At 49.3% G+C, this 24,947-nt stretch carries 24 protein-coding genes; 11 read left to right on the forward strand and 13 right to left on the reverse strand.

Going from position 1 to position 24,947, the window contains the following annotated elements; all coding sequences use genetic code 11:
- Positions 1-134: 134 nt before the first annotated feature.
- The gene (argS, locus tag EDI29_RS14065; RefSeq protein ID WP_137741384.1) at positions 135-1,865 is read right to left on the reverse strand and encodes an arginine--tRNA ligase; all 1,731 of its coding nucleotides are present in this window, start codon (positions 1,863-1,865) and stop codon (positions 135-137) included.
- A 660-nt stretch (positions 1,866-2,525) separates the two neighbouring features.
- On the opposite strand from argS, the gene EDI29_RS14070 reads away from it, so the two are divergent.
- The gene (locus EDI29_RS14070; RefSeq protein ID WP_137741385.1) at positions 2,526-3,074 is read left to right on the forward strand and encodes a VOC family protein; all 549 of its coding nucleotides are present in this window, start codon (positions 2,526-2,528) and stop codon (positions 3,072-3,074) included.
- A gap of 288 nt (positions 3,075-3,362) precedes the next feature.
- Positions 3,363-4,121: a copper homeostasis protein CutC gene (gene cutC, locus EDI29_RS14075; protein ID WP_137741386.1), complete on the forward strand. Its 759-nt coding sequence runs from the start codon at positions 3,363-3,365 to the stop codon at positions 4,119-4,121.
- A gap of 384 nt (positions 4,122-4,505) precedes the next feature.
- Here the strand turns inward: cutC and EDI29_RS14080 are convergent, their stop codons facing one another.
- The 7 genes from EDI29_RS14080 to EDI29_RS22775 all read right to left on the reverse strand — a co-directional run bounded on the left by EDI29_RS14080 (position 4,506) and on the right by EDI29_RS22775 (position 10,403).
- The gene (locus tag EDI29_RS14080; RefSeq protein WP_137741387.1) at positions 4,506-4,784 is read right to left on the reverse strand and encodes a hypothetical protein; all 279 of its coding nucleotides are present in this window, start codon (positions 4,782-4,784) and stop codon (positions 4,506-4,508) included.
- Between the two features lie 478 nt (positions 4,785-5,262).
- Positions 5,263-6,246, reverse strand: a complete 984-nt coding sequence (cmoB, locus tag EDI29_RS14085; protein WP_137741388.1) for a tRNA 5-methoxyuridine(34)/uridine 5-oxyacetic acid(34) synthase CmoB — start codon at positions 6,244-6,246, stop codon at positions 5,263-5,265.
- The gene (gene cmoA, locus EDI29_RS14090; RefSeq protein WP_137741420.1) at positions 6,243-6,986 is read right to left on the reverse strand and encodes a carboxy-S-adenosyl-L-methionine synthase CmoA; all 744 of its coding nucleotides are present in this window, start codon (positions 6,984-6,986) and stop codon (positions 6,243-6,245) included. Before cmoA ends, cmoB begins: the two co-directional genes overlap by 4 nt.
- A gap of 421 nt (positions 6,987-7,407) precedes the next feature.
- Entirely contained in the window at positions 7,408-7,803 is a 396-nt protein-coding gene (locus tag EDI29_RS14095; RefSeq protein ID WP_010275916.1) for an MAPEG family protein, read from the reverse strand.
- A gap of 154 nt (positions 7,804-7,957) precedes the next feature.
- A complete protein-coding gene (locus tag EDI29_RS14100) occupies positions 7,958-8,770 on the reverse strand; it encodes a DUF72 domain-containing protein (RefSeq protein ID WP_137741389.1) in 813 nt (270 codons plus the stop codon).
- 91 nt (positions 8,771-8,861) lie between these two features.
- The gene (locus EDI29_RS14105; protein WP_137741390.1) at positions 8,862-10,079 is read right to left on the reverse strand and encodes an EAL and HDOD domain-containing protein; all 1,218 of its coding nucleotides are present in this window, start codon (positions 10,077-10,079) and stop codon (positions 8,862-8,864) included.
- Positions 10,080-10,253: 174 nt separating this feature from the next.
- A complete protein-coding gene (locus tag EDI29_RS22775; protein WP_167494512.1) occupies positions 10,254-10,403 on the reverse strand; it encodes a hypothetical protein in 150 nt (49 codons plus the stop codon).
- Between the two features lie 173 nt (positions 10,404-10,576).
- On the opposite strand from EDI29_RS22775, the gene aspS reads away from it, so the two are divergent.
- The 6 genes from aspS to ruvB all read left to right on the forward strand — a co-directional run bounded on the left by aspS (position 10,577) and on the right by ruvB (position 15,908).
- Positions 10,577-12,373, forward strand: a complete 1,797-nt coding sequence (gene aspS / locus EDI29_RS14110; RefSeq protein WP_137741391.1) for an aspartate--tRNA ligase — start codon at positions 10,577-10,579, stop codon at positions 12,371-12,373.
- A gap of 1 nt (position 12,374) precedes the next feature.
- Entirely contained in the window at positions 12,375-12,818 is a 444-nt protein-coding gene (gene nudB, locus EDI29_RS14115; protein WP_010275904.1) for a dihydroneopterin triphosphate diphosphatase, read from the forward strand.
- Positions 12,819-12,841: 23 nt separating this feature from the next.
- Positions 12,842-13,585 carry a YebC/PmpR family DNA-binding transcriptional regulator gene (locus tag EDI29_RS14120; protein ID WP_010275900.1) on the forward strand — a complete coding sequence of 248 codons (744 nt, stop codon included), beginning with the start codon at positions 12,842-12,844 and terminating at the stop codon, positions 13,583-13,585.
- 80 nt (positions 13,586-13,665) lie between these two features.
- Complete coding sequence (gene ruvC, locus EDI29_RS14125) at positions 13,666-14,187, forward strand: crossover junction endodeoxyribonuclease RuvC (RefSeq protein WP_005967743.1); 522 nt, start codon at positions 13,666-13,668, stop codon at positions 14,185-14,187.
- A 91-nt stretch (positions 14,188-14,278) separates the two neighbouring features.
- Positions 14,279-14,896, forward strand: a complete 618-nt coding sequence (gene ruvA, locus EDI29_RS14130) for a Holliday junction branch migration protein RuvA (protein ID WP_137741392.1) — start codon at positions 14,279-14,281, stop codon at positions 14,894-14,896.
- Between the two features lie 7 nt (positions 14,897-14,903).
- Positions 14,904-15,908, forward strand: a complete 1,005-nt coding sequence (gene ruvB / locus EDI29_RS14135; RefSeq protein ID WP_137741393.1) for a Holliday junction branch migration DNA helicase RuvB — start codon at positions 14,904-14,906, stop codon at positions 15,906-15,908.
- Between the two features lie 71 nt (positions 15,909-15,979).
- On the opposite strand, the gene EDI29_RS14140 is transcribed toward ruvB, so the two are convergent.
- From EDI29_RS14140 to EDI29_RS14150, 3 genes are all read right to left on the reverse strand, one after another.
- Positions 15,980-17,359 (reverse strand): carbohydrate porin, encoded by a 1,380-nt coding sequence (locus EDI29_RS14140; protein WP_137741394.1) that lies wholly within the window; start codon positions 17,357-17,359, stop codon positions 15,980-15,982.
- Positions 17,360-17,525: 166 nt separating this feature from the next.
- Positions 17,526-17,831 carry a PTS lactose/cellobiose transporter subunit IIA gene (locus tag EDI29_RS14145; RefSeq protein WP_005967750.1) on the reverse strand — a complete coding sequence of 102 codons (306 nt, stop codon included), beginning with the start codon at positions 17,829-17,831 and terminating at the stop codon, positions 17,526-17,528.
- A gap of 166 nt (positions 17,832-17,997) precedes the next feature.
- Entirely contained in the window at positions 17,998-19,326 is a 1,329-nt protein-coding gene (locus tag EDI29_RS14150; RefSeq protein ID WP_137741395.1) for a PTS sugar transporter subunit IIC, read from the reverse strand.
- A 458-nt stretch (positions 19,327-19,784) separates the two neighbouring features.
- Between EDI29_RS14150 and EDI29_RS14155 the strand changes: the two genes are divergently transcribed.
- The gene (locus EDI29_RS14155) at positions 19,785-20,744 is read left to right on the forward strand and encodes a LacI family DNA-binding transcriptional regulator (RefSeq protein ID WP_137741421.1); all 960 of its coding nucleotides are present in this window, start codon (positions 19,785-19,787) and stop codon (positions 20,742-20,744) included.
- 85 nt (positions 20,745-20,829) lie between these two features.
- On the opposite strand, the gene znuB is transcribed toward EDI29_RS14155, so the two are convergent.
- Positions 20,830-21,615, reverse strand: coding sequence for a zinc ABC transporter permease subunit ZnuB (znuB, locus tag EDI29_RS14160; protein WP_137741396.1), 786 nt, complete (start codon positions 21,613-21,615; stop codon positions 20,830-20,832).
- Positions 21,612-22,370 carry a zinc ABC transporter ATP-binding protein ZnuC gene (gene znuC, locus EDI29_RS14165; RefSeq protein WP_137741397.1) on the reverse strand — a complete coding sequence of 253 codons (759 nt, stop codon included), beginning with the start codon at positions 22,368-22,370 and terminating at the stop codon, positions 21,612-21,614. Before znuC ends, znuB begins: the two co-directional genes overlap by 4 nt.
- A 76-nt stretch (positions 22,371-22,446) precedes the next feature.
- Here znuC and znuA point away from each other — a divergent pair, with 76 nt between their 5' ends.
- The gene (gene znuA / locus EDI29_RS14170; RefSeq protein WP_137741398.1) at positions 22,447-23,439 is read left to right on the forward strand and encodes a zinc ABC transporter substrate-binding protein ZnuA; all 993 of its coding nucleotides are present in this window, start codon (positions 22,447-22,449) and stop codon (positions 23,437-23,439) included.
- A 12-nt stretch (positions 23,440-23,451) separates the two neighbouring features.
- Positions 23,452-24,774 (forward strand): murein DD-endopeptidase MepM, encoded by a 1,323-nt coding sequence (mepM, locus tag EDI29_RS14175; RefSeq protein ID WP_137741399.1) that lies wholly within the window; start codon positions 23,452-23,454, stop codon positions 24,772-24,774.
- Positions 24,775-24,947 lie beyond the last annotated feature (173 nt).

Here is a 24,947-nt window from a genome sequence, read left to right on the forward strand (position 1 = left end):
ATGTTTTTCAACGTTGCGCAGCAACGGCCCGCAGGGTGACGGACAAGGATGTCCATCATAAAAAAACGCCATGGGTGTTGCATCCATGGCGTTTTTGTTTTCAGTCGATAGATAAGTTTTCAGTCGATGGAGAATTACATCTTCTCGACGGTTTCGATCCCCAGCGTATCCAGGCCTTGCTTCAGCGTTTTTGCGGTAAGCAGCGCCAGTCTCAGACGGCTCTGACGCACGTCGTCATTTTCGGCATTAAGAATCGGACAGTGCTCGTAGAAACCAGAGAACAGGCCAGCCAGATCGTACAGGTAGCTACACATCACATGCGGCGTGCCTTCACGGGCGACGGTGGTGATGGTTTCTTCAAATTGCAGCAGGCGTGTGGCAAGCGCAAATTCACGCTCATCGCTCAGCGTAATCGGCTGCGTTAAGGTGTCTTCCTGTATTCCTGCACGCTTGAAAATGGACGCGACACGCGTATAGGCGTATTGCATATACGGCGCGGTATTGCCCTCAAACGCCAGCATATTGTCCCAATCAAAAACGTAGTCTGTGGTGCGACTCTTCGACAGGTCAGCGTATTTAATTGCGCCGATAGAAACCACTTTCGCCAACGTTTCTAACTCATTGCTTTCCATCTGTGGATTTTTTTCTGCGATGAGTTTCAGTGCACGATCGTAGGCTTCGTCTAACAGTTCGGACAGCTTGATCGTTCCACCTGCACGCGTTTTGAATGGTTTACCGTCTTTGCCCAGCATCATACCGAACATATGGTGTTCCAGGCTGACAGAGTCAGGCACGTAGCCGGCTTTACGCACGATGGTCCAAGCTTGCATCAAATGCTGATGCTGGCGAGAATCGATATAGTAAAGCACACGATCGGCGTTCAGGGTTTCATAACGGTATTTGGCACAGGCGATATCCGTCGTGGTATAGAGGTAGCCACCATCCTTTTTCTGGATGATGACGCCCATTGGTTCGCCTTCCTTGTTTTTATATTCATCGAGGAAAACCACCGTTGCGCCTTCGCTTTCAACCGCTAAACCTTTTGCTTTCAGATCGGCAACGATGCCCGGCAGCATGCTGTTATACAGGCTTTCACCCATTACATCCTGTTTAGTCAGCGTGACGTTAAGACGTTCATAGTTGATCTGGTTCTGCGTCATGGTGATATCGACGAGCTTACGCCACATTTGACGGCAATATTCATCACCACCCTGTAATTTCACTACGTAACCGCGTGCGCGCTCGGCGAAATCGGCATCTTCATCGTAGTGTTTCTTTGCTTCACGATAAAACGCTTCGAGATCGGACAGATCCATTTCGCTGGCGCTTTCGTTTTGCATTTTTTCAAGATACGCGATCAGCATGCCAAACTGCGTACCCCAATCGCCAACGTGATTAGCACGAATGATGTTGTGGCCTAAAAACTCCAGCGTACGGGCGGCTGCATCACCAATAATGGTTGAACGTAGATGGCCGACGTGCATTTCCTTCGCGACGTTGGGGGCGGAGTAGTCAATCACGATCGTTTGTTGTTCAACGGGTGTTAAACCCAGTTTTGGTGCATTCAGGGCGTTCTCAACCTGGCTCGCAACCCACTGCTTATCGAGAAAGATATTAATAAATCCCGGGCCTGCGATTTCTGTTTTTTCCGCAATGCCCTCCAGTTCCAAAAGCTGGACGACTTTTTCGGCCAATTGTCGCGGCGGCATGCCGAGTTTTTTTGCCACGGCCATGACGCCATTAGCCTGATAATCACCAAACTGTGCCTTTGCCGACTGGCGGATCTGAGCTTCGCTGTCTGCTGGCGCGCCTGCCGCAGTTAACGCCTGGCTGACTTTTTCGGAGAGAAGAGCCTGAATATTCACCGGTTTACCTTAAATAAAAAATCAAGCCTTGCTTATACCATATTTGCCTTTCCCCGTCAGCAGACGGGCGGGGGTGAACTGAGAGATATTCAGATGAAAAATGCCCGCGAGCGAGGGATGAAAAAGAGGGGGATATGAAAAAAAACAAGGAACAAGGAGAACACGAAAAAAGAGAAAGTAACGTTAGGCAGAATGAAAATAAATAGAAGTCGCGCTCTTAACGTTTTCTTGAACGATTATTTACACCAATTTTATGTGAGTCTCTGGTTTTAAAATGACGAAAAATAGCATATGCCGCAATAGCAATAAGCACGATAGATATAATGAGTAAAACCATAGTGATATCTCTATGTTATTATTTGATTGCTTAATTTATACTTTTCCATTCTGATGTTCAATGGTCTAGGTCTTATTTAAGATTCTTCCCAGAATAGATTGCGAAAAGTATCTCAAATTAACGTCAGGTAAAAAACATTGCCGTTTATTAACTGAGTGGCATGATTTTCTTTTCTTTGCATTTAATGCGTTTTATGTGGCAACAGTGTAAGTCAATACATTTGAGAGGAACGTATAATTTAATTAGAAAATGTTATGAATGTGATATTCTCGCTGCGTGAATAGCCGTTGATACGTGAGATGTTGCGAGGAGCCTTACCTGATATGTTGCCCGATGATTTGATAACAGATTTAGCGCGTTTTGAGCAAGAACTACAGGAATTCGCTGGTGCGCTACAGCTGGATTTGCATGCATTTCAGGCTGACCATATTTCTTTGCGTTGCCATCAGAATACGACGGCTGAATCATGGAAAACAGCGTTACTAAAAGCGGGCAGTCTGTTGTCTGAAAACCGTATCAATGGTCGCCCAATCTGTTTGTTTATACTGGATAAAGCCATCCTGATTGGCCCTTGGCAGATTACGTGTATTGAGCTGCCGTGGCCAGGACAGAAGTACTATCCCCATGAAGGCTGGGAGCATGTAGAACTGGTACTGCCTGGCGATGCGGAAACGTTGCATCAGCGTGCGCTAGCCTGCTTGTCTGATGACGCATTGCGTACACCGGGCATCAAGCTTAAATTTAGCGCTCCGCAAGGCGAAAAAGAACGAATTCCTAACCCAACATTGGCGATAACCAATGGGAAAGTGACAATAAAATTTCACCCATGTGACATACGAGATGTCGTCGCGAGCGAAAGATCTTCTCTATAGAAAGAAAATAGTAAATAGCCTGAACATAACGTAATCAGAAAGATAACCATGGCTGAAAGATAAAATGCGATATCGCGTTATTCATGCCAATTGCTTTTGCTGTAGAACATATTAATAAAGTTGTGGTTTATGTCATGTTTATTTCGCTAATGTATCGTGTTCATTGTGACTCCTGTCTCCTCACGACATGAATGTGAATGCCATAGTTATGACTTTAATCGGCGCGATGGTTCGTCGATTTTCGATGATTGAGAAAAAGAGTCTGGGGGTTTACATGGAGGAGTCGCGATGACGAAACTGGAAGTATGCTGTTATAGCGTTGATTGTGCGATAACGGCAGCGCAGTCTGGGGCCGACAGAATTGAACTCTGCGCAGGACAGCGAGAGGGGGGATTAACGCCATCCTATGGTGCGCTGCGTGGTGCTAGTGAAAAGGTCGCGATTCCTGTTCACCCGATTGTACGCCCGAGAGGAGGGGATTTTTGCTACAGCCCGACGGAGTTTGCTGCTATCAAATATGACATTGAGCAGATTCGCGAGATGGGGTTTCCCGGCGTCGTTGTCGGCGTACTCAATGAGGAAGGACACATTGATTTGCCCAAAATGCGCGAAATCATGGCGGTGGCTCAGGGGATGGCAGTAACCTTCCATCGAGCATTTGATATGTGCCTGAACCCTTATATTGCATTAGAACAACTTACCGATTTTGGCGTATCGCGCATATTGAGTTCTGGGCAGCAGCAGACTGCGGAAAATGGATTACGGCTGTTGCGTGAACTAACGCAGGCCAGTCGCGGTCCTATTATTATGGCGGGTTCCGGCGTGCGGTTAACCAACGTGCATAAATTTCAGCAAGCGGGTATCCGGGAGTTACATAGCTCTGCTGGGCAGTGGGCTCCATCGCCTATGCGTTATCGCAAGATCGGTGTGTCGATGTGTTCTGACGCGGAGTTAGATGAATTTAGTCAGTACTGTGTAGATGGTGACGTGGTCGCAGCAATGAAGCGGGCGGTCAGCCCAGATTGTGAAACGCAGTATGCGTCATAACGTAAGAAATTTCACAGTATAGGAATGGACCGTATTGCGATAAACGCCACATCGTCATTCTTCAATTTTGCCGCGCCGCATACCATCAGGTTTGCATGGCAAGTACCAGGCCCCAGCGTGTTGCTGGGGCTTTTTTTCAACATAAAATAGCGGTAAAACTAGGTTGAATAATAGATTATATACTCCAATAATTTTATTATTCAGAATAAAACATTAATGCTTTGAGCCACATAACGCGTTTAACGCTTAGTTTTAAAACAGTCAGCCAGCAGGAGTAAGATACAGTTGCGGATAACTGTCTGGCTAACAATCTGATGATTAAAGCACCTTAATTAAAGGTGGGATGTTTTGAGTAATTCTGCATTCTCACTAGAGTGATTGATATTATAATCTCTTCTTGGGGATTATTAAAACTGAGTATCCTTCGCAATTTTCTCTCAAGATTTTTTTTTCATCTAAAATCTTGAGCTTAGCTTGTAATTGAGAGGATTTAGCCCGTTTTTCTTTCTTTTCTGAATCATTCAGCTTTTCGATTTCACTGTAAATTTTATCAAGCCCCTTCTTAATATTTCTACCTTGAAGGTGCCCGAGAGTTCCTTCGGAATTTTCTTTAATCACTTCCTCTATTTGATTTAATTTGGCATCGATTTGTATTGTTTTCATTTATTTATCCTTATGCATTTTGTTAAGCCTGTTTAGATGGAGTAAATGGATATAGCGGTGAAAATATATTATATGCGCTATATTTTTCGACTGACATCACTGCGATAAAAATATTAGATATAGTAAAGTATCATTATATTTTCTCTTTTTTTATAAATAGACAAGGATGTTTTCAAATATTTACGTTTTTTAAAGTCTACTTTCCGCGTTCAGGGGGCTATATCTTTATAAGTGAGCGACAGAAAAATACATGGAAAGTAATAACGAGTATTTTCCCAATCACTGAATTTTTCCTTGGATGATCGGGTCGGGTTCGGTTGCCCTCTATTCTACTGGCTGGTGAAAGTCGCAGTACGTCGCCGTGAGGTTGCCGTGCTGGCAAAGTCAAATAATATATAGATGTTATCAACGTACTATTGCCGCAGGAGGAGGCGAGGGCGACCTCGCCTCCTTCTTCTCTAGTCTCACGCGATACGCGCTACTGATAGATACCCGGTTTATTGGCAACCAATACCGCCCGTACTGGGGCAGGGTAACCTTCTACCGTTTTTGTTGGATCGTCTGGATCGAGAAACTCTGCCAGTGACTCCGTTGTCATCCAATCTGTTCGGCGTTGTTCCTGCGTCGTGGTGACACAACTATCGACGATACGGACATTTACGAACCCACATTTCTCAAGCCACGTGGTTAAGGCCGCCGCGGACGGAATGAAGTACACATTGCGCATTTGCGCGTAACGTTCTCCTGGCACTAACACCTGATTCTCATCGCCTTCAATGACCAGCGTTTCCAGCACCAGTTCGCCACCTTCCACCAACTGATTCTTCAATTGCCACAGGTGATCGAGCGGGGAGCGACGGTGGTATAGCACGCCCATAGAAAACACGGTGTCAAACGCAGCAAGTTCGGGGAGTTGCTCAATGCCGAGCGGCAGAACGTGCGCACGCTGATCGTCGCCGAGCAGTTTACGCACGGCTTCAAACTGGCATAAAAATAGCTGCATGGGATCGATGCCGACCGCCATCGTGGCGCCTTCTCCGACCATTCGCCACAGGTGATAGCCGCTACCACAGCCTACATCCAGAATTAGGCGATTCTTCAGCGGGCTGATGTGCGGCAGAACGCGCTGCCATTTCCAATCTGAACGCCATTCCGTGTTGATGTCCACGCCGTAAAGCGAAAACGGGCCTTTGCGCCATGGCATCAGATTACGCAGCAGTTTTTCAATGCCTTCACGCTGACCGACGGAAATATCGGGCTCAATACGCGCTGTGACGCTGTCGTTCAAGTCCAGCGAGGTCGGCGTCAGCGAGGGAAGATGTTCCAGCGAGTTAAACCATAACTTGAACTTGCCGTGTAAGGATTCTTGCTGCCAACTGCTGAGCTGTGAAGGCAGCGTATTAAGCCAGTGGCTGAGCGGACCCTTTGCGATTTGCTGATAAAAATTGCCGAAATCGATCACGCCTTTTCCTCTGCTTTCACGGCTAATAACGAACCAAAATTAAAACACTGAAACCACACTTCACTGTGCTCAAAGCCAGCATCTGCCAGTCGAGCCTTATGGGTTTCTACCGAGTCGGTCAGCATGACGTTTTCCAGCATACTGCGTTTCTGACTGATTTCTAACTCGCTGTAACCATTGGCCCGTTTGAAATCGAGATGCATATTGAACAGCAATTCACCGACGTCTTTGTCTGCAAAGTTGAACTTCTCTGAAAGCACCAGTACGCCGCCGGGATTTAATCCCTGGTAAATACGTTCGATAAGCACCTGACGCTGAGAAGGTTCCAGAAATTGAAGGGTGAAATTCAGCACAACCATGGAAGCATTTTCAATATCGATGTTCAGGATATCTGCTTCGACAATCTCGACAGGGGTATTGGAGCGGAAAGCATCAATGTGGCTACGGCAGCGTTTCACCATTGCCGGAGAATTATCTACCGCGATAATTTTGCAACCCGGCACGTTGATATTACGTCGCATGGATAGCGTGGCTGCACCTAGCGAACATCCTAGATCGTACACAAGGCTATCCGGGCGGGCGAACCGCTCTGCCAGCATGCCAATCATCGAAATGATGTTGGAATAGCCGGGTACAGAACGTTGGATCATATCGGGAAATACGTCGGCAACGCGTTCGTCGAATGTCCAGTCGCCTAAATTGGCAATTGGCACAGAAAAAAGCATATCGCGGTTTGGCATGGCAGAAAGTGCACTGAGTAATAAAGAGGCGCGCATTCTAGCAGAATACGCTATACCCGTCATACTTCAAGTTGCATGTGCGTTGGCTTCACTACTCGGCCCGTCGTAGGCCTCGCCCTAAAGGGCCGCTGCAAGCAGCGTTCAAACCTGCCTCTGGCAGATTTGTCAGTCACCCGAATCACTTACTTGAGTAAGCTCATCGGGATTTCCTCACTTGCCACGTTACAAGGCCCATAAATGCGCCTTGCCCTAAGGGGCCAACGCTTTGCGTTGTTCAAAACGTTAACGTTTTGTCCTGAAACTCGAATTATTTAGGGTATATGACCTTCATCGTCCACAGGGTATGGACGCGGTTTTTGATTCCCGGACGCATAAATTCCGCGCGTCCGGGAGGAACTGGTCTCGTTCTTGTTTCACGATATCAATACAGCGTGAAAACCAGATCCCAGGGAAGGTAATAGAGGTTTGCTGCAATCATCAGAATGAGCGAGGCATAGGTTGCTGCCATGCCTGAACGTCGCCAACGGAATTCGCGATGCCGAAGGCCGTAGTAGTGAACTAAGCGCCCGGCGATCAATAAAATACCGCAAAAATGGATCATGATGATAAGCGCGCCATTCATTTCCATCAGCACCAGCAAAATCGCCGCAATCGGAATATATTCCACCGCATTGCCATGTACTCGGATTGCGGTTTGTAACTCATAAAATCCACCGTCGCCATACGCCACGCGATACTGCATTCTCAGTTTTACAACATCAATAGACAGCTTTATCAACAAGATTGCGCCGAGCACGATATAGAGCGCACTTACCATTTTTTACTCCGTGACCTAACCGAAAACGGCTTGCAGAATAATAGCTTTACCTGGCGCACCTGTCGCCTGTAAAGCCCAATTTTTTTAGCGGAAATGGGTTACGTTGAAGGAGTATTTATAACTAAACGAACTAACACATCCCCTGTTTGCTGGATCAAAAAAGTGTTGCCTGCTGTGGCCAATCCGGTTGCGGTGGCAATGTTGGGTCGATATCGGCGAGTAAGGGCCAAAGCAGTTGTGCCAGCGGTGGGGCATCGCCAATATCCGGCGTGTGAATAAAGAAGAAGGGATTTGCCTCAGGCCACTGCGGCAGCTTATTACGCCATGACTCGAACCAGCGCAGGTTTTCTTCCTGTGTTTCACTGCCAATAAAGCGGATCAGCGGCTGCGTGCCAGTCAGTACGGCGTGTACCGGTACGCGCGGCTTTTTACGCTGTGCTTCGCGCATAGCCGCACTATCTGGTGTGGCGTGATGAACTGGGCGGCTGTCTAAAATCACACGATTGACGCCGCGCTGCTGTAGCCCCTGATTGAGCGCACGTTCCTCATCACCTTTAGCAAAAAATAGCGGGTGGCGCACTTCTAATCCGTAGCTAAATTCCTGCGGTAAGGCGTCAAGAAAGCGCCACAAAACGGGCAATTGTGCGGGGCTGAAGACGGCAGGAAGTTGTAGCCATAGCTGTCCGATACGGTGCGCAATCGGCTCAAGGCATTGATAAAAAAGGCTAACATCGCTGTCACAGTGTTGCAAGGCGGCTTTATGACTGATCGTTGAGGGAAATTTGAAGCAAAAGCGGAAATTGTCATGCGTCATATCACGCCAGCGCCCGACAACCTCGCGTGAAGGCAACGCATAAAAGGTCGTGTTACCTTCAACACAGGTAAAATAGCGGCTGTAGTCGGCAAGATCGTTTAACCCCAACCGACTCCAGGCTGGGTGCTGCCATTGTGGTAATCCGATGTACATCTACTGCACCATCACGTCATTGAGCCTCAATAGGATGTTTGCCATTATTGCGTAATTGACAGGGGAGCGCGAGTGAGCCGAGGGAAATCGTTTATAAAATCTCATCCGCCCACTGTGTGGCTTCCATTATCATGGTAAAGAAGTTTTCTTCATCGACACCTAACTGGTTTAAGAGGTGTTCAAGTTCTTCCCATTCTTGCTGTTCGTATTTAGCAATTAACGTCAGATAAATTGCTAGTTCGCCGGTGTTTTCTAATAAGCTCTGGTTAATTTTTTCGGATAGTGCGATTTGTGAAAGCAGCAGCGGCATGGGGGAATCGAGCACGGCATCAAGCAGCGATAATAATCCGCAGAGAAACGCTTCAGTGGTATCTTCCTTCACATTAAAGGAGGCATACAATAATTCAAAAAATCTGGCGCGAATTAAGCTGGTACGATAAAGCTCGCTGGGTTTATTCTCATTACTGTTGGTAATGCTAATTAATGACACAAAACGTTTAAGTTCTCGCTGTCCAAGCAGCATCGCCATCGCGCGGAAAGACATCGAGGTCGCGGTGATGCCAAAGCGCGTGTTGTATTTGATATTGGTGATGTGGCGCATCAATTTATAATAAAGCGACAGATCGGCACAGACCAATTCTTCGATCGTGGCATAGTTGATCTCAGGTTTATTGACTTCTCTCAGCAACCTGACGGTGTTGCTGGAGTTATTAACTAATTTTTTCGACTTAATCATTTCAGGACGGCTGAAGAAATATCCCTGAAACAGGGAGACTCCCAGCTTTTTGCTTTGCAGATATTGCTCATGTGTCTCTACTTTTTCAGCCAGGTAGATTAACTTGCGCTGTGTGGTTCTTTTGATGAAATTTTCAATGTCGCCAAAAGTCGACAGGGTTAAATCGAATTTGATGATATCAATGTAAGGCAAAAATCGATCCCATTCTGAGCCCATTGAAAAATCATCAAGTGCAATTCTGAAGCCTTTTCTTTTCAGCCTTTTTACAGCAGTAAAGAGATCATCATTAGGTATCGCATTCTCAAGGATTTCGATCACGACCTTTTCCTGTGGCAATACTTCTGCCTGGCCATTGATCAGCATCTGATGGGGAAAATTAATATAGTACGGTTGCTCTACGACAGATTTTGTCAGTGGGTTGGTCAAGAACTGATCGGAAATAAGCTGTGCGGTCGCAAATTCAGGGCTGACATCAGGAAATTTATTGGTGATGTCCATGCGAAAAAGTAGCTCGTAGGCAACGGTTTGTAGGTGCTGATTTAAAATAGGTTGACGGGCAACAAATGAATACATAGTTGTTCTCCATGTAAACCATACGCATTAGCCAATAATGGGAAAGCGCTTTTTATTAAAATTTTTATAAAAATAATGAGTTACTTATTAACTTTAGCAGGTTTTATTAAAAGGGAAGGCGGGTTTCCATAAATCCTTGTGCGGTGGGCTGGGAGGGGGAAAACGTAAGTGGCTTCACGTCGACATCGCTGCGAAGTGATGCCCTTTGGGCGTTATGGTGCTGCGTTTTGCAACAACACTGTCCTGATCGGTGAACATTTCGTTAACCAGCAGAGAAATTTCGTAAAAAGAGTAGGCACCTGCATCGTAGAGCGTTACCTTCATGCTTATCGTCCGCGCTATTATCCTTTATAATAGCCGCCTTTTTTCACCGAACAGTAACCCAGAAAAACCATACCGCGCAGCGAAAATGCCACGGTTTTTGCATTGTGATCTACCGTGAAGCGTGATCAACCGTGAAAACGTGTGAGCTGGCGGATGAGTAAAAGGACATCGTGATGCGTACTAATTATTGCGGGCAGTTGGATTCGTCCCATGTGGGCCAGGAAGTGACATTGTGCGGTTGGGTTAACCGCCGCCGCGATCTGGGTGGTTTGATTTTTATTGATATGCGTGACCGTGAAGGGTTGGTTCAAGTGTTCTTTGACCCGGATCGTCAGGACGCATTTAAACTGGCATCCGAGTTGCGTAACGAGTTCTGCATCCAACTTACCGGTGTGGTACGTGCACGTCCAGAAAGCCAAATCAACAAAGATATGGCGACGGGCGAAGTCGAGATTTTTGCCAATGCTCTGACGATCGTTAACCGTTCTGAGGCATTGCCGCTGGATTCCAACCAAACCAACACTGAAGAAGCGCGTCTCAAATTTCGCTATCTGGATTTACGCCGCCCTGAAATGGCGCAACGCCTGAAAACGCGTGCTCGTATCACCAGTTTTGTTCGCCGCTTTATGGACGATCACGGTTTTCTGGACATTGAAACCCCGATGTTGACGAAAGCGACGCCGGAAGGCGCGCGTGACTATCTGGTGCCGAGCCGCGTACATAAAGGCAAATTTTATGCGCTGCCGCAGTCCCCACAGCTGTTCAAACAGCTGCTGATGATGTCCGGTTTTGACCGCTACTATCAGGTAGTCAAATGCTTCCGTGACGAAGACCTACGCGCCGACAGACAGCCTGAATTTACCCAGATCGATGTGGAAACCTCTTTCATGACTGCGCCGCAAGTGCGTGAAGTGATGGAGAAGCTGGTGCGTGAGCTGTGGCTGGATGTGAAAGGTGTCGATCTGGGCGATTTCCCGATCATGACGTTCGCAGAAGCCATGCGTCGTTTTGGTTCCGATAAGCCCGATCTGCGCAACCCGCTGGAACTGGTTGACGTTGCCGACCTGGTTAAAAACATCGACTTTAAAGTGTTCTCCGGCCCGGCAAACGACGCCAAAGGCCGCGTGGCTGCGATCCGCGTACCGGGCGGCGCACAGCTGAGCCGTAAGCAGATTGATGAATACGGCAAGTTTATTGAAATCTACGGTGCGAAAGGCCTGGCCTACATCAAGGTCAACGAGCGCGCCAAGGGGCTGGAAGGCGTACAAAGCCCGGTAGCGAAATTCCTGAATGAAGACGTGCTGTCTGCATTGTTGGAACGCACTGCGGCGCAAGATGGCGACATTCTGTTCTTCGGCGCGGATAGCGCGAAAGTGGTGACCGATGCGCTGGGGGCGCTGCGCCTTAAACTGGGTCGCGATCTGAGCCTGACGAAAGACAACAGTTGGGAACCGCTGTGGGTGGTCGATTTCCCGATGTTTGAAGAAGATGGCGAAGGCGGTCTTGCTGCGATGCACCATCCGTTTACTGCGCCGCGCGACATGCTGCCTTCCGAATTGGCGGCTAACCCGGTTTCGGCGATCGCCAACGCGTATGACATGGTGATTAACGGTTATGAAGTGGGCGGCGGCTCCGTGCGTATTCACAGTGGTGAAATGCAGCAAACGGTGTTCGGTATTCTGGGCATTACCGAGCAAGAACAGCGTGAGAAATTTGGCTTCCTGCTGGACGCGCTGAAATACGGTACACCGCCGCACGCGGGTCTGGCGTTTGGTCTTGACCGTCTGGTGATGTTGCTGACGGGCACCGATAACATTCGTGACGTTATCGCCTTCCCGAAAACGACGGCGGCGGCGTGTCTGATGACGGAAGCGCCAAGTTTCGCCAACCCGGCTTCGCTGGAAGAGCTTGCCATTGCGGTTGTTGTGAAAGGGAAAGCGGCTCAGGATGGAAAATCCGAGAACGAATAAGATGGTATACAAGCGACCCGTTTCGGTTCTGGTGGTGATCTATGCCCGTGACACCGGGCGGGTGCTGATGTTGCAACGGCGTGACGATCCTGAATTCTGGCAATCCGTGACGGGGAGTATAGAAGAAGGGGAAAGTGCGCCGTATGCTGCACAGCGTGAAGTCAAAGAAGAAGTTAACATTGATATATCCGCGGAAGCGTTATCACTCTTTGACTGTCAGCGCTGTATTGAGTTTGAGCTATTTGCTCATTTGAGACGTCGCTATGCGCCGGGGGTCACGCACAATACCGAACACTGGTTTTGTCTGGCGTTACCTGCTGAGCGCGAGGTGCAATTATCCGAGCATCTTGCTTACCAGTGGCTGGATGTGCCCCATGCGGCGCAGTTGACCAAGTCCTGGAGCAACCGGCAGGCGATTGAGGAATTTGTTATTTATCCGGCCTGAACAGGCTTTTTTCGGAGATTTTTATGGCAGGTCATAGTAAGTGGGCTAACACAAAGCATCGTAAAGCAGCACAGGACGCCAAACGCGGTAAAATCTTTACCAAGATTATCCGCGAACTGGTAACCGCAGCCCGTTTGGGCGGTGGCGATCCGGGTTCTAACCCACGTCTGCGCGCTGCGATCGATAAAGCACTGTCCAACAACATGACGCGCGATACGCTGAACCGCGCGATTGCCCGTGGTGTCGGCGGTGATGATGATGCCAACATGGAAACCATCATTTATGAAGGCTACGGCCCAGGTGGTACTGCTGTCATGGTGGAATGCCTGAGTGACAACCGCAACCGTACCGTTTCCGAAGTGCGCCATGCGTTTACCAAAACCGGCGGTAATCTGGGGACTGATGGTTCCGTTTCATACCTCTTCACCAAGAAAGGCGTCATTTCTTACGCGCCGGGTCTGGATGAAGATGCGGTGATGGATGCGGCGCTGGAAGCCGGTGCTGATGATGTCGTGACGTATGACGACGGTGCGATTGACGTCTTCACGCCGTGGGAAACGTTCGGTGATGTGAAGGACGCATTAGACGCAGCTGGTCTGAAAGCAGAGTCGGCTGAAGTGTCGATGATTCCGTCTACCAAAGCGGATATGGATGCAGAAACGGCACCGAAATTGATGCGTCTGATCGACATGCTGGAAGACTGCGACGATGTTCAGGAGGTTTACCACAACGGTGAGATCTCCGATGAGGTGGCTGAACTGCTGTAATGGCAGGTCGGTAATGCAACGTAGCAACAGCTATCCACACGGGCGAATCGGCGGAGCGGTATGATGATAATTGTAGCACTATGACAATCATAGTCGGCATTGACCCCGGTTCGCGCGTGACGGGTTATGGCATTATCCGTCAGCAGGGGCGTCATCTGACGTATCTCGGCAGCGGCTGTATCCGTACCGTGGTTGATGATATGCCCACACGGCTTAAGCTGATTTACGCGGGCGTCAGTGAAATCATTACGCAATTTCGCCCAGACTGTATGGCGATTGAGCAGGTTTTCATGGCGAAAAACCCGGATTCGGCCTTGAAGCTGGGGCAGGCGCGCGGTGTGGCTATCGTCGCCGGTGTGAATCAGGATTTACCCGTGTTTGAATACGCGGCGCGGTTGGTCAAGCAAACCGTGGTGGGAACGGGCGCGGCGGATAAAAAGCAGGTGCAGCACATGGTGCGCTCGCTGCTGAAACTGTCGGCCAGTCCGCAGGCAGATGCCGCAGATGCCTTGGCGATTGCCATTACACATTGCCACTTTAACCAGAGCCTGCTGCGAACTGCGGCGGTGAAAGTTAACCCGCTGGCAGGACGACTGCGTTGAAACAGGAGGCTGGATATTCATCCAGCCTTTTTTATGTTATATACTCGTCATACTTCAAGCCATTCATTCCCTACGTAAAAGGAAGCGCAACGTGATAGGTCGTCTCAGAGGCATTATTCTGGAAAAACAGCCACCGCAGGTGCTGATAGAAGCTAACGGTGTGGGTTATGAAGTCCATATGCCGATGACGTGCTTTTACGAGCTTCCTGAACTCAATCAGGAAGCGATTATTTTTACCCAGTTTGTGGTTCGCGAAGATGCGCAACTGCTGTACGGCTTTAATGATAAGCAGGAGAGGGCACTGTTCCGCGAGCTGATTAAAGTGAATGGCGTTGGGCCGAAGCTGGCGCTGGCGATTCTCTCTGGCATGTCGGCGACGCAGTTTGTCAGTGCGGTCGAGCGTGAAGAGATCGGTGCGTTGGTTAAACTCCCAGGCGTCGGTAAGAAAACGGCTGAACGCCTGGTGGTGGAAATGAAAGATCGCTTCAAGGGCTTGAGCGGCGATCTGTTTAATCCGGTCAGCGATATTCCGTTGGCATCGCCAGCTAGCACAGAAAGCCGTGCCAGCGATCCCGAATCGGAAGCGGCCGCGGCGCTGGTGGCGCTGGGCTATAAGCCGCAGGAAGCCAGCCGTATGATTTCCAAGATCGCGCGTCCTGATGCTGACTGTGAAACCCTGATCAGGGATGCACTGCGCGCAGCGCTGTGAGGTATTCATGATAGAAGCCGATCGTTTAATTTCCGCTGACGCTATTCCCGAAGAAGAATTTCTCGACCGCGCAATGCGCCCTAAGCTGCTGAAAGAGTATGTGGGCCAGCCACAGGTGCGTGAGCAGATGGAAATTTTCATTCAAGCCGCTCGCAAACGTGGGGATGCGCTGGATCACCTGCTAATTTTTGGTCCTCCTGGCTTGGGCAAAACGACGCTGGCGAATATTGTCGCCAATGAGATGGGCGTGAATATGCGCACCACGTCGGGCCCGGTGCTGGAAAAAGCGGGCGACCTTGCTGCGTTGTTGACCAATCTCGAACCGCATGATGTCTTGTTTATCGATGAAATTCATCGCTTGTCGCCTGTGGTGGAAGAAGTGCTGTATCCGGCGATGGAAGATTATCAACTGGATATCATGATCGGCGAGGGGCCAGCGGCCCGCTCAATTAAACTCGATTTACCTCCTTTCACGCTGATTGGCGCAACGACGCGTGCGGGGTCGTTAACCTCGCCGCTGCGCGATCGTTTTGGCATTGTGCAGCGTCTGGAATTTTATAATGTGGCGGATTTGCAGTATATCGTTGGCCGCAGCGCACAGTGCCTGGGGCTGGATCTGACACCGGAAGGTTCCCTTGAAGTGGCCCGTCGTGCGCGTGGCACGCCGCGTATTGCTAACCGGCTATTGCGCCGGGTACGTGATTTCTCTGAGGTTAAATCGGAAGGTGCGATTACCGGAGCCGTAGCGACGCAGGCGTTGGATATGCTGGCGGTGGATACCGAAGGTTTTGACTACATGGATCGTAAGCTGCTGTTGGCGATCATCGATAAATTCATGGGCGGTCCTGTCGGGCTGGACAATTTGGCCGCAGCGATTGGCGAAGAGCGCGAAACTATCGAAGATGTATTGGAACCGTTTCTTATTCAACAAGGGTTTATTCAGCGTACACCGCGTGGTCGCATGGCGACGCAGCATGCCTATCGGCATTTTGGCTTAACGCGTGAAGAGTAGTATCGCCTGAGCATATTTTTCCACATCGACCCTATTCAGGGAGGCCAAATGGTCTCCCTGAATTTATCTGGTTAGAACCAGGCTTCCCACATTGCCCCAACGTTGAACGAATCAAGCTGCGTGTTGACGCCAGTCGTTGTCCGCGCGGTGTGTTTGTTATCCACTTCTCCGCCAGTCACATAGAAACGCAGCATCGGTCTGAACTCCGGTCCCATGGCGATCGAGACATTCTGGGAAAGCGTCAGTTTCCACCCTTTGTTATCACCGCCCTGACCGTAATCTACGTGTTGATAGCCCGCTTCAAGCCAGGTGGAATGCACATCATTCCAGAAATACATTGGGCGAACGATAGCATTGTAGTTGCGACGGTCGTCCTGACTGGCAGAGTCATTCGAGTAGTCGTGATAGGCCAACAGATAGTCGACCTGCGTTTGCGGTGTGAATTTGTATTTACCTTCAAAGCTGGCATAGAAGGTCTTCAGATTATCCGTTTTGTTGTAAACGCTGTTGTCCGCATTATTTGAATAGCGGGTAATAAACTGATTGAGGCTGTTTTTCCCCGTATGGCTCAGGACCGCGCCGCCTTGCCAGGCTTTCAGACGTGCATCGCTATCCACTGCTTTCGAGTCAAAACCGTAGTTAGCGTACAGCGCAAGATCCAACGGCCCCAGTTTGATGCCGTGTACTTTGGAGGTCAGGGCGTAATTGCCTTTATCGCCCGTGCCGGAGCCACCGGTACAGCTGATGCGTGAGGGGTTCGCATTATTGGCTAACACTTGGGGGTTACAGGATTCCACGGCACCGACGGCCGCCACATCGAATTGAATACCACCGAGTTCAAAATTCTTTATCCCCGCGCCCTGGCCGTCGTGGTTCATCCAGAAGTAGTCGTTGATGCCTTGCTGTGGACGCTGGTGGAAATCACGACCGGCCCAAAGGTAGGCATTTGGCTGAGAAGCAAAAAGGTTGGTGACGCCTGCATAGGCTTTTTTCAGGTTAACTTCATCGCCCCAGTGGTCGATCATCACGACGACATCCCAGATTGCGCCGTTGTTACTTTTGAAAGCCTTGGAAAGCTGAAATTCACCGCCGTTGCCTTCGTTGCCTAGACGACCCAGCGCGGAACCACCGTTGTAAGAACCATCAACCGCAACATACTTCTGGTCACCGCTCTGGAATTGCGCGCCGTAACGTGCATAGCCAGTGAATTCGACACCATAAGGTATCGCCATGTCAGGGGTTTTTGGAGCCTCAGGTGTCGTCAGCGGATCGACCTGTTTGCTGGCAATCGCGTCTAACTTAGCCTGACGCTCTGCCAGCGCTTTTTCCACTGCCTGAGCAACAATTCGGTCTAATTGTTCCTGAGTAATCGTTTCTTGTGCGAGTGCGGAACCGGAGCAAAGGGCGGCCAGCACTGCCAGCGTAACGGGGAGTTTTTTGCAATTTTTCATCGTCATCTCAATTCGGTAAGTTATTTTCAGACAATAACCATCCCGCTCTGATTGTCGTGAATAATGACACGGCGCTCAGAACAAGGTGATTGTTATTTTTTAAACGGGTATGGCGTAATTAAATAACTGACGTAATCGACCCTCCTTATAAGGGTATTAAAATGAACTATTGCCGCTGATATAGATGAATAATCTCTTCCGATAATTCGCGGGCGAGCAGTGATGTCATTAAATGGTCTTGAGCATGAACCATAATTAATGTCATCGGCTGTCTGGCTTCTCCCGCATCCTGTTCGATCAGTTGGGTCTGCATATGGTGCGCTTTGCGCGCGTAACCATCTGCTTCCTTCAACAGATTTTTGGCTTCATCAATGTTACCTTTACGCGCAGCGTGTAGCGCCTCAAAACACAGACTGCGTGACTGTCCCGCATTGACGATAATTTCCATTACTGCATCTTCTAATGTAATCATCATATGACCTATTTTTATGTGAACGAATATTCGCAGCACGTATTTTCTATGCCGCGTTCTTGAATGTCGTCCGGGTCGATGAAAGTGAATAATAAAAATATCCCGACCCTAAACGCTTTATTTTCTTTCTTCTATTTAATATCTATCGCTGTTTTTATTAATCCCATTAATTACTGCTCACTGTTTTCGTCAGCGAAATATCGCCCTGTATTTTTTGTTCCTCAGTTTTCATTAGCGTACGTTCATAGGCACGCAGGAACGGTAAATACATTAGCGCGGAAAACACCATACACAGCAGGCACATGATCAGCGGGCTGAAACTCCAGTTTGCTGCCCACGATGCGCCAATGGGAGCCGGTGTCGTCCATGGTGTGAGCGATACGACCTGTGCCAGCCAGCCCATTTTGGTTGCTGTGTACGCCAGTACGGCATTGATCATCGGAACGAAGACGAAAGGGAGAAACAGCATCGGGTTCATGATGATCGGCGCGCCGAACATGATCGGCTCGTTGATGTTAAAGAAACTGGGTACAACACCCATTCTGCCGATGGTGCGCAAGTGCGTGACTTTGCTGCGTAACAGCAGAAATGCCAAGGGCAACGTTGAGCCGACACCACCAATTAACAGATAGTGATCCCAAAATCCTTGTAAATAGATATGTGGCAGTACTTCACCAGCCGCCAGCGCGGCCTGATTCACGGCCAGGTTAGTCATCCAGAATGGATTCATGATGCCCGTGACAATCAGCGAACCGTGGATACCCGAAAACCAGAAAAGCTGGCACAGCAGCACGGACAGCAGAATAGCGGGCAGAGAATCTGAGGCGGAAACCAGCGGTGCCAGCAGGTGCATAATCGCTTCGGGAATGATCATGCCTGTTTGCGCCTCAACGAAGAGGTTAAGTGGGTGCAGTGTGGCGACAATCACTAACACAGGAATGAGAATTTCAAATGAACGGGCGACTCCCGTTGGCACCTCTTTCGGCAGGCGAATCGTAATGTTGTGCTGTTTCAGAGCGGCATAAACGCGAATGGCATAGATAGACGTAAGTAAGGCGGTAAAGATGCCTTGCCCTGACAGATACTCGGTAGATATTTTGTCATCTGCATAAGGTGCCGCGACGAGCAGGAAAGCCATAAATGCCAACAGGCCAGACATCACGGAATCGAGTTGAAGCTGTCGTCCCAGACTGGCTCCCACGCCCACGGAGATGAAAAATGTCATCATGCCCATGCTCAACTCGAAAGGCAGCATCAATTGCTCGCGATAGGTGATAGAAAAGTCCAACCAGACGCGTGCAAATCCGACGCTGGTATTGGCGGAGAAAGGGGGAAAAATAAACACCAACATAAACGAGCCGATGATCATAAAGGGGAGTGCTGCGGTAAAGCCATCGCGGATAGCGATCACATACTTTTGTTGCCCTAAACGCCCAGCCAGTGGGGTAATCGATTGTTCGATAGCGGCAATCATTGATTGATATAAGGAACTCATATGAACACCTTTTTATGTATCGCCGTGACGGCGATAGATCATCATCAAGTACGTTATCGCTACATTACATCTCATAACCCATTGTATTAACAGGCCTGGTGGTAATGTCGCGTGTTGCAACCTTTTATGAACATAGGCTTATACCGTTATGCTTCTTCCGCAACGGATCGCATTTTTCTCTAAGCAGAATGTAAAAAGTTATTGCCAGGATGATTGGATATCATATGGAAACCGTTTTCCATGCAAAGAAAAGAGAACTGTGATGCCCGTCAATGTGTGACGATTTCCTGCGGTATTAATTAGATTTACATCACATCTTAGTGGCTGAAATGTCTATTGGCTGTTAAATGGATAATCGGTTTCCATGCTGAATGGAAACGGTTATACTGCAAGGCAATATAATTTAGGGTCAGTGCACAGATTTCGAGTCGGATTTAGCGTTCTCCAGGGGCAAAATGATGTCTACAATCAACGATGTATCGCGTTTAGCTGGGGTGTCCAAAGCCACAGTCTCCCGGGTGTTGAGTGGTTCACGCGGCGTAAAGGAAGCCAGCCGGCTTGCGGTATTAAAAGCGGTTGATGAGCTTAAATATCGGCCAAATGTCATCGCTCAATCGCTGTTAAGTCAGTCAACCGGATGTATTGGCGTCATTTGCGCGCAGGACAACATCAACCAGACGACCGGCTATCTCTATGCGCTGGAAAAACACTTTAGTCGGCATCAAAAGCATCTCTTGTTGCGGTTTGCCAGCAGTAGGGCGGAAGTGCTGAACGTGCTGGATGAACTGACTAGCGGTTTGTGTGATGACATTTTAATCATCGGTGCCCGCTTTCCTCTGAATCTGGCCGATAAGAACATTATTCTGATCGACTGCATGGAGGCGGATACCACCAACAGCCTGCAATTCGATCATGCTTTTGCTACAGAAACAGCATGTAATTACCTGATTCGGCAAGGGAGACGGCAAATCGCGCTGATTAATCCCGCCGCCAGCAGCTCGGCGGAACAGGTGTTGTTAGGATATAAGCGAGCGCTGGAAAATAACTTTCTGCCGTTTAACCGCAACCTGATTTTTATGGATGCCTCTTCATCGTCGTCGGTAGCGCTGCAAGTGCTGCTCAATAACAGCACGACGCTGAATTTCAATGCGTTGCTGGTGGCGGATGAACTGGAAGCCAAGCGTGTTATTGCACAGCTTCAGGCGTTTAATAAATCGGTGCCAAAAGACATTATGGTATTCAGTCTTGCCGGTTCTCTCGATGTTCCGGGTATTCCGGCAATACCGGCAATTGAATATTCGATGGATGCGGTCGCAGCCAGAATTGTGTCTTGGCTCAATGAAAAAACGCAGGATGTACTGGGTTCGTATGTCTTACGGGGCGATTTAATCATTCCAGATATGGCTAACCGGAAATAGAAACCGGTCGCGCAGCCTGCAAAATATAAAGCCCTTCTGAATATCGGCATCAGAAGGGCTTTTCTTTTTGGTTTTTTACCAGTGATTAAGCGGGTTGGCGCTTAACCAGACTGACAATAAACAGTAATGATGCGCACAGTACCACCGATGGCCCAGCAGGCGTATTGTAGCCGGCCGAGAAGGCCAAACCGCCCGTCACGGCAATCATGCCAACAATAATCGCGATGCTTGCCATCTGTTCCGGCGTCCGTGCAAAACGTCTGGCGCTAGCGGCGGGAATGATCAGCAGTGATGTAATGATCAATGCGCCAACAAATTTCATGGCAATGCCAATCGTTAATGCAGTCGTCAGCATGAGAAGGAGCTTGGTGCGTTGGAGTTTTACGCCGTCGACGTGCGCCAGTTCCGGGCTAATCGTCATGGAAAGCAGCGCGCGCCATTGCCAACGCATGACGGCGACAACGACGATCACGCCAGCGCTGATAACCCACAGATCTTCTGTGGTGACGGAGAGTAAATCGCCAAACAGGTAAGCCATCAAATCCACGCGCACGTTGTTCATCAGGCTAACGACAACCAATCCCAGCGAGAGCGCACTGTGTGCCATGATGCCGAGTAAGGTATCGACGGCCAGATAGGGGCGTCGCTCCAGCCAAACCAATCCGAGTGCCAGAATGAGCGTTACAGCAATCACGGCAGAAAAAAGGTTGATGTTTAGCAGCAGACCAAACGCGACGCCGAGCAATGAAGCGTGCGCCAGCGTATCGCCGAAGTAAGACATTCGCCGCCAGACGACGAACGAGCCGAGTGGGCCTGCGGCTATAGCCAGTAACATCCCCGCTAGCCAACCGGGAAACAGCAGCTCTATCATGCGTCGTTTCCCCCTTGTCTTTTTAGAATGATGCGCCCTTGTAGGTCATGGCGATGATTATGGTGATGGCGATAAAGGGCCAATTGCTCGGTGCCACGATGACCAAACATGGCTAAAAATTCGGGATGAAGGGAAACCACTTCGGGCGTACCGGAGCAGCAAACATGTTGATTAAGGCAGAGGACTTCATCGGTTTTCGCCATCACCAAGTGCAGATCGTGTGACACCATCAGTACGCCGCAGTGGAATTCCTGCCGTAGCTGATTAATCAGGTCGTACAGCGCCAGTTGCCCATTGACGTCGACACCCTGTGTCGGTTCATCCAGCACCAGAAGCTGGGGCTGGTTGAGCAGTGCACGAGCCAACAGGACGCGCTGGGTTTCGCCACCGGAGAGCTTCTGCATCGGTTGCTCCAGCAGATGTGCAGCCTGAACCCGTTTGAGCGCCGGTAAAATATCCTGCTTTTTTACGCCGGGGCGCAGTTGCATAAAGCGGCTGACGGTCAAGGGCAGGGTGGTATCCAGATGCAGCTTCTGCGGAACGTAGCCGATACGCAGCGCAGGATCGCGCACCAGTGAACCGGAGGTGGGGGCAAGTAGCCCTAATACCACGCGCACCAGCGTCGATTTCCCTGCGCCATTCGGCCCCAGCAGCGTCAGAATTCGGCCTGCCTGCAAGGTAAGAGAGATATCTGACAGAACCTTTCGGCTGCCAAATGTAACTGAAATATTATTAAGTGATACCAATGTGGACATAGAATTCGGTTTGCATAACTCATGTAACGTTATAATATAACAAACAACACAACAAAAATCGATGGGATCGACTTTCATGCAGCAATCTATTCAGCAAAAAAAATGGTTAAAAAGTGTGTTTGTTGCCAGCGCGCTACTCGCAAGCGGGATGTCAATCAGCGCGGCATCCGCTGCGGTCATTACGTCAATTCGCCCTTTAGGATTCATTGCGTCGGCGATTGCCGATGGCGTGACGCCAACTGAGGTTCTATTACCTGATGGTGCATCGCCTCACGATTATGCCTTGCGCCCGTCTGATGTCCAGCGTTTACAGTCTGCCGACCTGGTAATTTGGGTTGGACCGGAAATGGAAGCCTTTCTTGGGAAACCGTTAGCGAAAATTTCGCCAGCAAAGCAGATCGCGCTTTCCACGTTGCCCGGCATTAAATCTGCGCTGGAAAAAGAGGCCGAACACGATCATGAAGATGGCCATGAGCAGGCACACGATGAGCACGAAAAAAGTCACGAGCACAGCCATGATGACGGCGACGATGGTCACCATCATGGTGAATACAATATGCACATTTGGCTATCGCCGGAGATGACAAAACAGGCGGCAATCGCCATTCATGCAAAATTATTGGAACTTATGCCTCAGAATAAGGACAAACTAGACGCGAATCTGCTTTATTTCACGGATAAAATTGCACAAGCAGATGAAAAAATTGTTAAGATGCTAGCGCCTGTGCAGGGTAGAGGCTATTTCGTGTTTCATGATGCCTATGGCTATTTTGAGAAACACTATGGATTAAGTCCCTTGGGTTACTTCACGGTTAACCCCGAAATTCAGCCCGGTGCACAGCGTTTACATCAAATACGAACACAGTTGGTTGAGCACAAAGCCGTATGCGTTTTTGCTGAACCACAATTCAGGCCAGCCGTTATTAATGCTGTTGCCAAGGGAACCGACGTGCGCTCGGGTGTGCTCGATCCATTGGGAAGCAATATTGCACTGGGTAGAGATAGCTATGCCGATTTCTTGTTGCAGCTATCGAACCAGTATGTGAGCTGTCTGGAGGAAAAATTATGAGGATACGAATAAGTGCAGCAGATAGTCCGAACTATCGCTCTGGCGTATAACAGTTTACCACGGCCCCATCGCGTCATGCTGGGGTCGCTTACCGTTGTGACATTGGCCGTCGCTGTTTGGCGGCCTTTTGTTTACCCCCACGTCGATGATGCACCTGTCATTGTGAAAGATATCGATCTGGAAACCAGCCAACTGCGTACTCTGACGCCTGAAGCCAGTGAGCCGATAGATCAACCCTCGCCTGATGATGACATCCCGCAAGATGAGCTTGATGATAAGGCTGCCGATGAAGGCGGCGTACATGAGTATATTGTCTCGACGGGCGATACCTTAAGCAGCATTTTGACGCAGTACGGCATTGATATCGCGGACGTCACCCAGCTTGCAGACCAGAATAAAGATTTGCGCAACTTGAAAATCGGTCAGCAAATCTCCTGGGATTTGGCAGAGAACGGCGATCTGCAAAGTTTGACCTGGCAGATGTCCCGTCGTGAAACTCGCATTTATGAGCGTGTGGGTACGGATTTTAAAGAGCGTATTGAAACGCTGAAAGGCGAGTGGCGCAACAGCGTACTGAATGGTCGGGTGAATGGCAGTTTTGTCAGCAGTGCAAAAAATGCTGGCTTGACCAGCACAGAAGTGCGTGAAGTTATCAAAGCACTGCAATGGCAGTTGGATTTCCGTAAATTACGCAAAGACGATACCTTCTCTGTGCTGATGTCCCGTGAAATGCTTGATGGCAAAAGTGAACAAAGTGAGCTGGTCGGTGTTCGCCTGAATACCGGTGGCAAAGACTATTACGCCATTCGTGCGGAAGACGGTAAATTCTACGATCGCGAAGGTTCGGGTCTGACGCGTGGCTTTATGCGTTTCCCGACCATGAAACAGTTCCGAATTTCCTCCAACTTTAATCCACGTCGTTTGAATCCGGTGACCGGGCGCGTCGCACCGCATAAAGGTGTCGATTTTGCTATGCCGGTAGGGTCACCCGTTCTGGCCGTTGGGGATGGCGAAGTGGTGATTGCAAAGCGTAGCGGTGCTGCGGGGAATTATGTCGCTATACGTCACGGCCGCCAGTACACCACGCGCTACATGCACATGCATCGTATTCTGGTTAAGCCAGGGCAGAAAGTGAAACGTGGCGATCGCATCGGGTTATCTGGTAATACAGGGCGCTCCACTGGGCCGCATCTGCACTACGAATTCTGGATCAACCAGCAGGCCGTTAACCCGCTAACCGCGCAACTGCCGCGCTCTGAAGGGCTGGCAGGTAAAGAGCGCCGTGATTATCTGGCGCAGGTGAAGGAAGTGGTACCGCAGCTTAAGTTTGATTAATGATATCCGTCATACTTCAAGCTGCGTGTGCGGTTGCCGCCTTCATGCAACTTGAATTATCTAGGATAGATATAGACTGCATGTTATGCCGGTGGCTTGCTGCCGGCATTTTCATTTATAGAGCATTTTATCGAACACGGGTTCTTGGTTTTTTATTATCGAGCAGACGTGTT

This window comes from Pectobacterium polonicum (assembly GCF_005497185.1).
Classification (GTDB): domain Bacteria; phylum Pseudomonadota; class Gammaproteobacteria; order Enterobacterales; family Enterobacteriaceae; genus Pectobacterium; species Pectobacterium polonicum.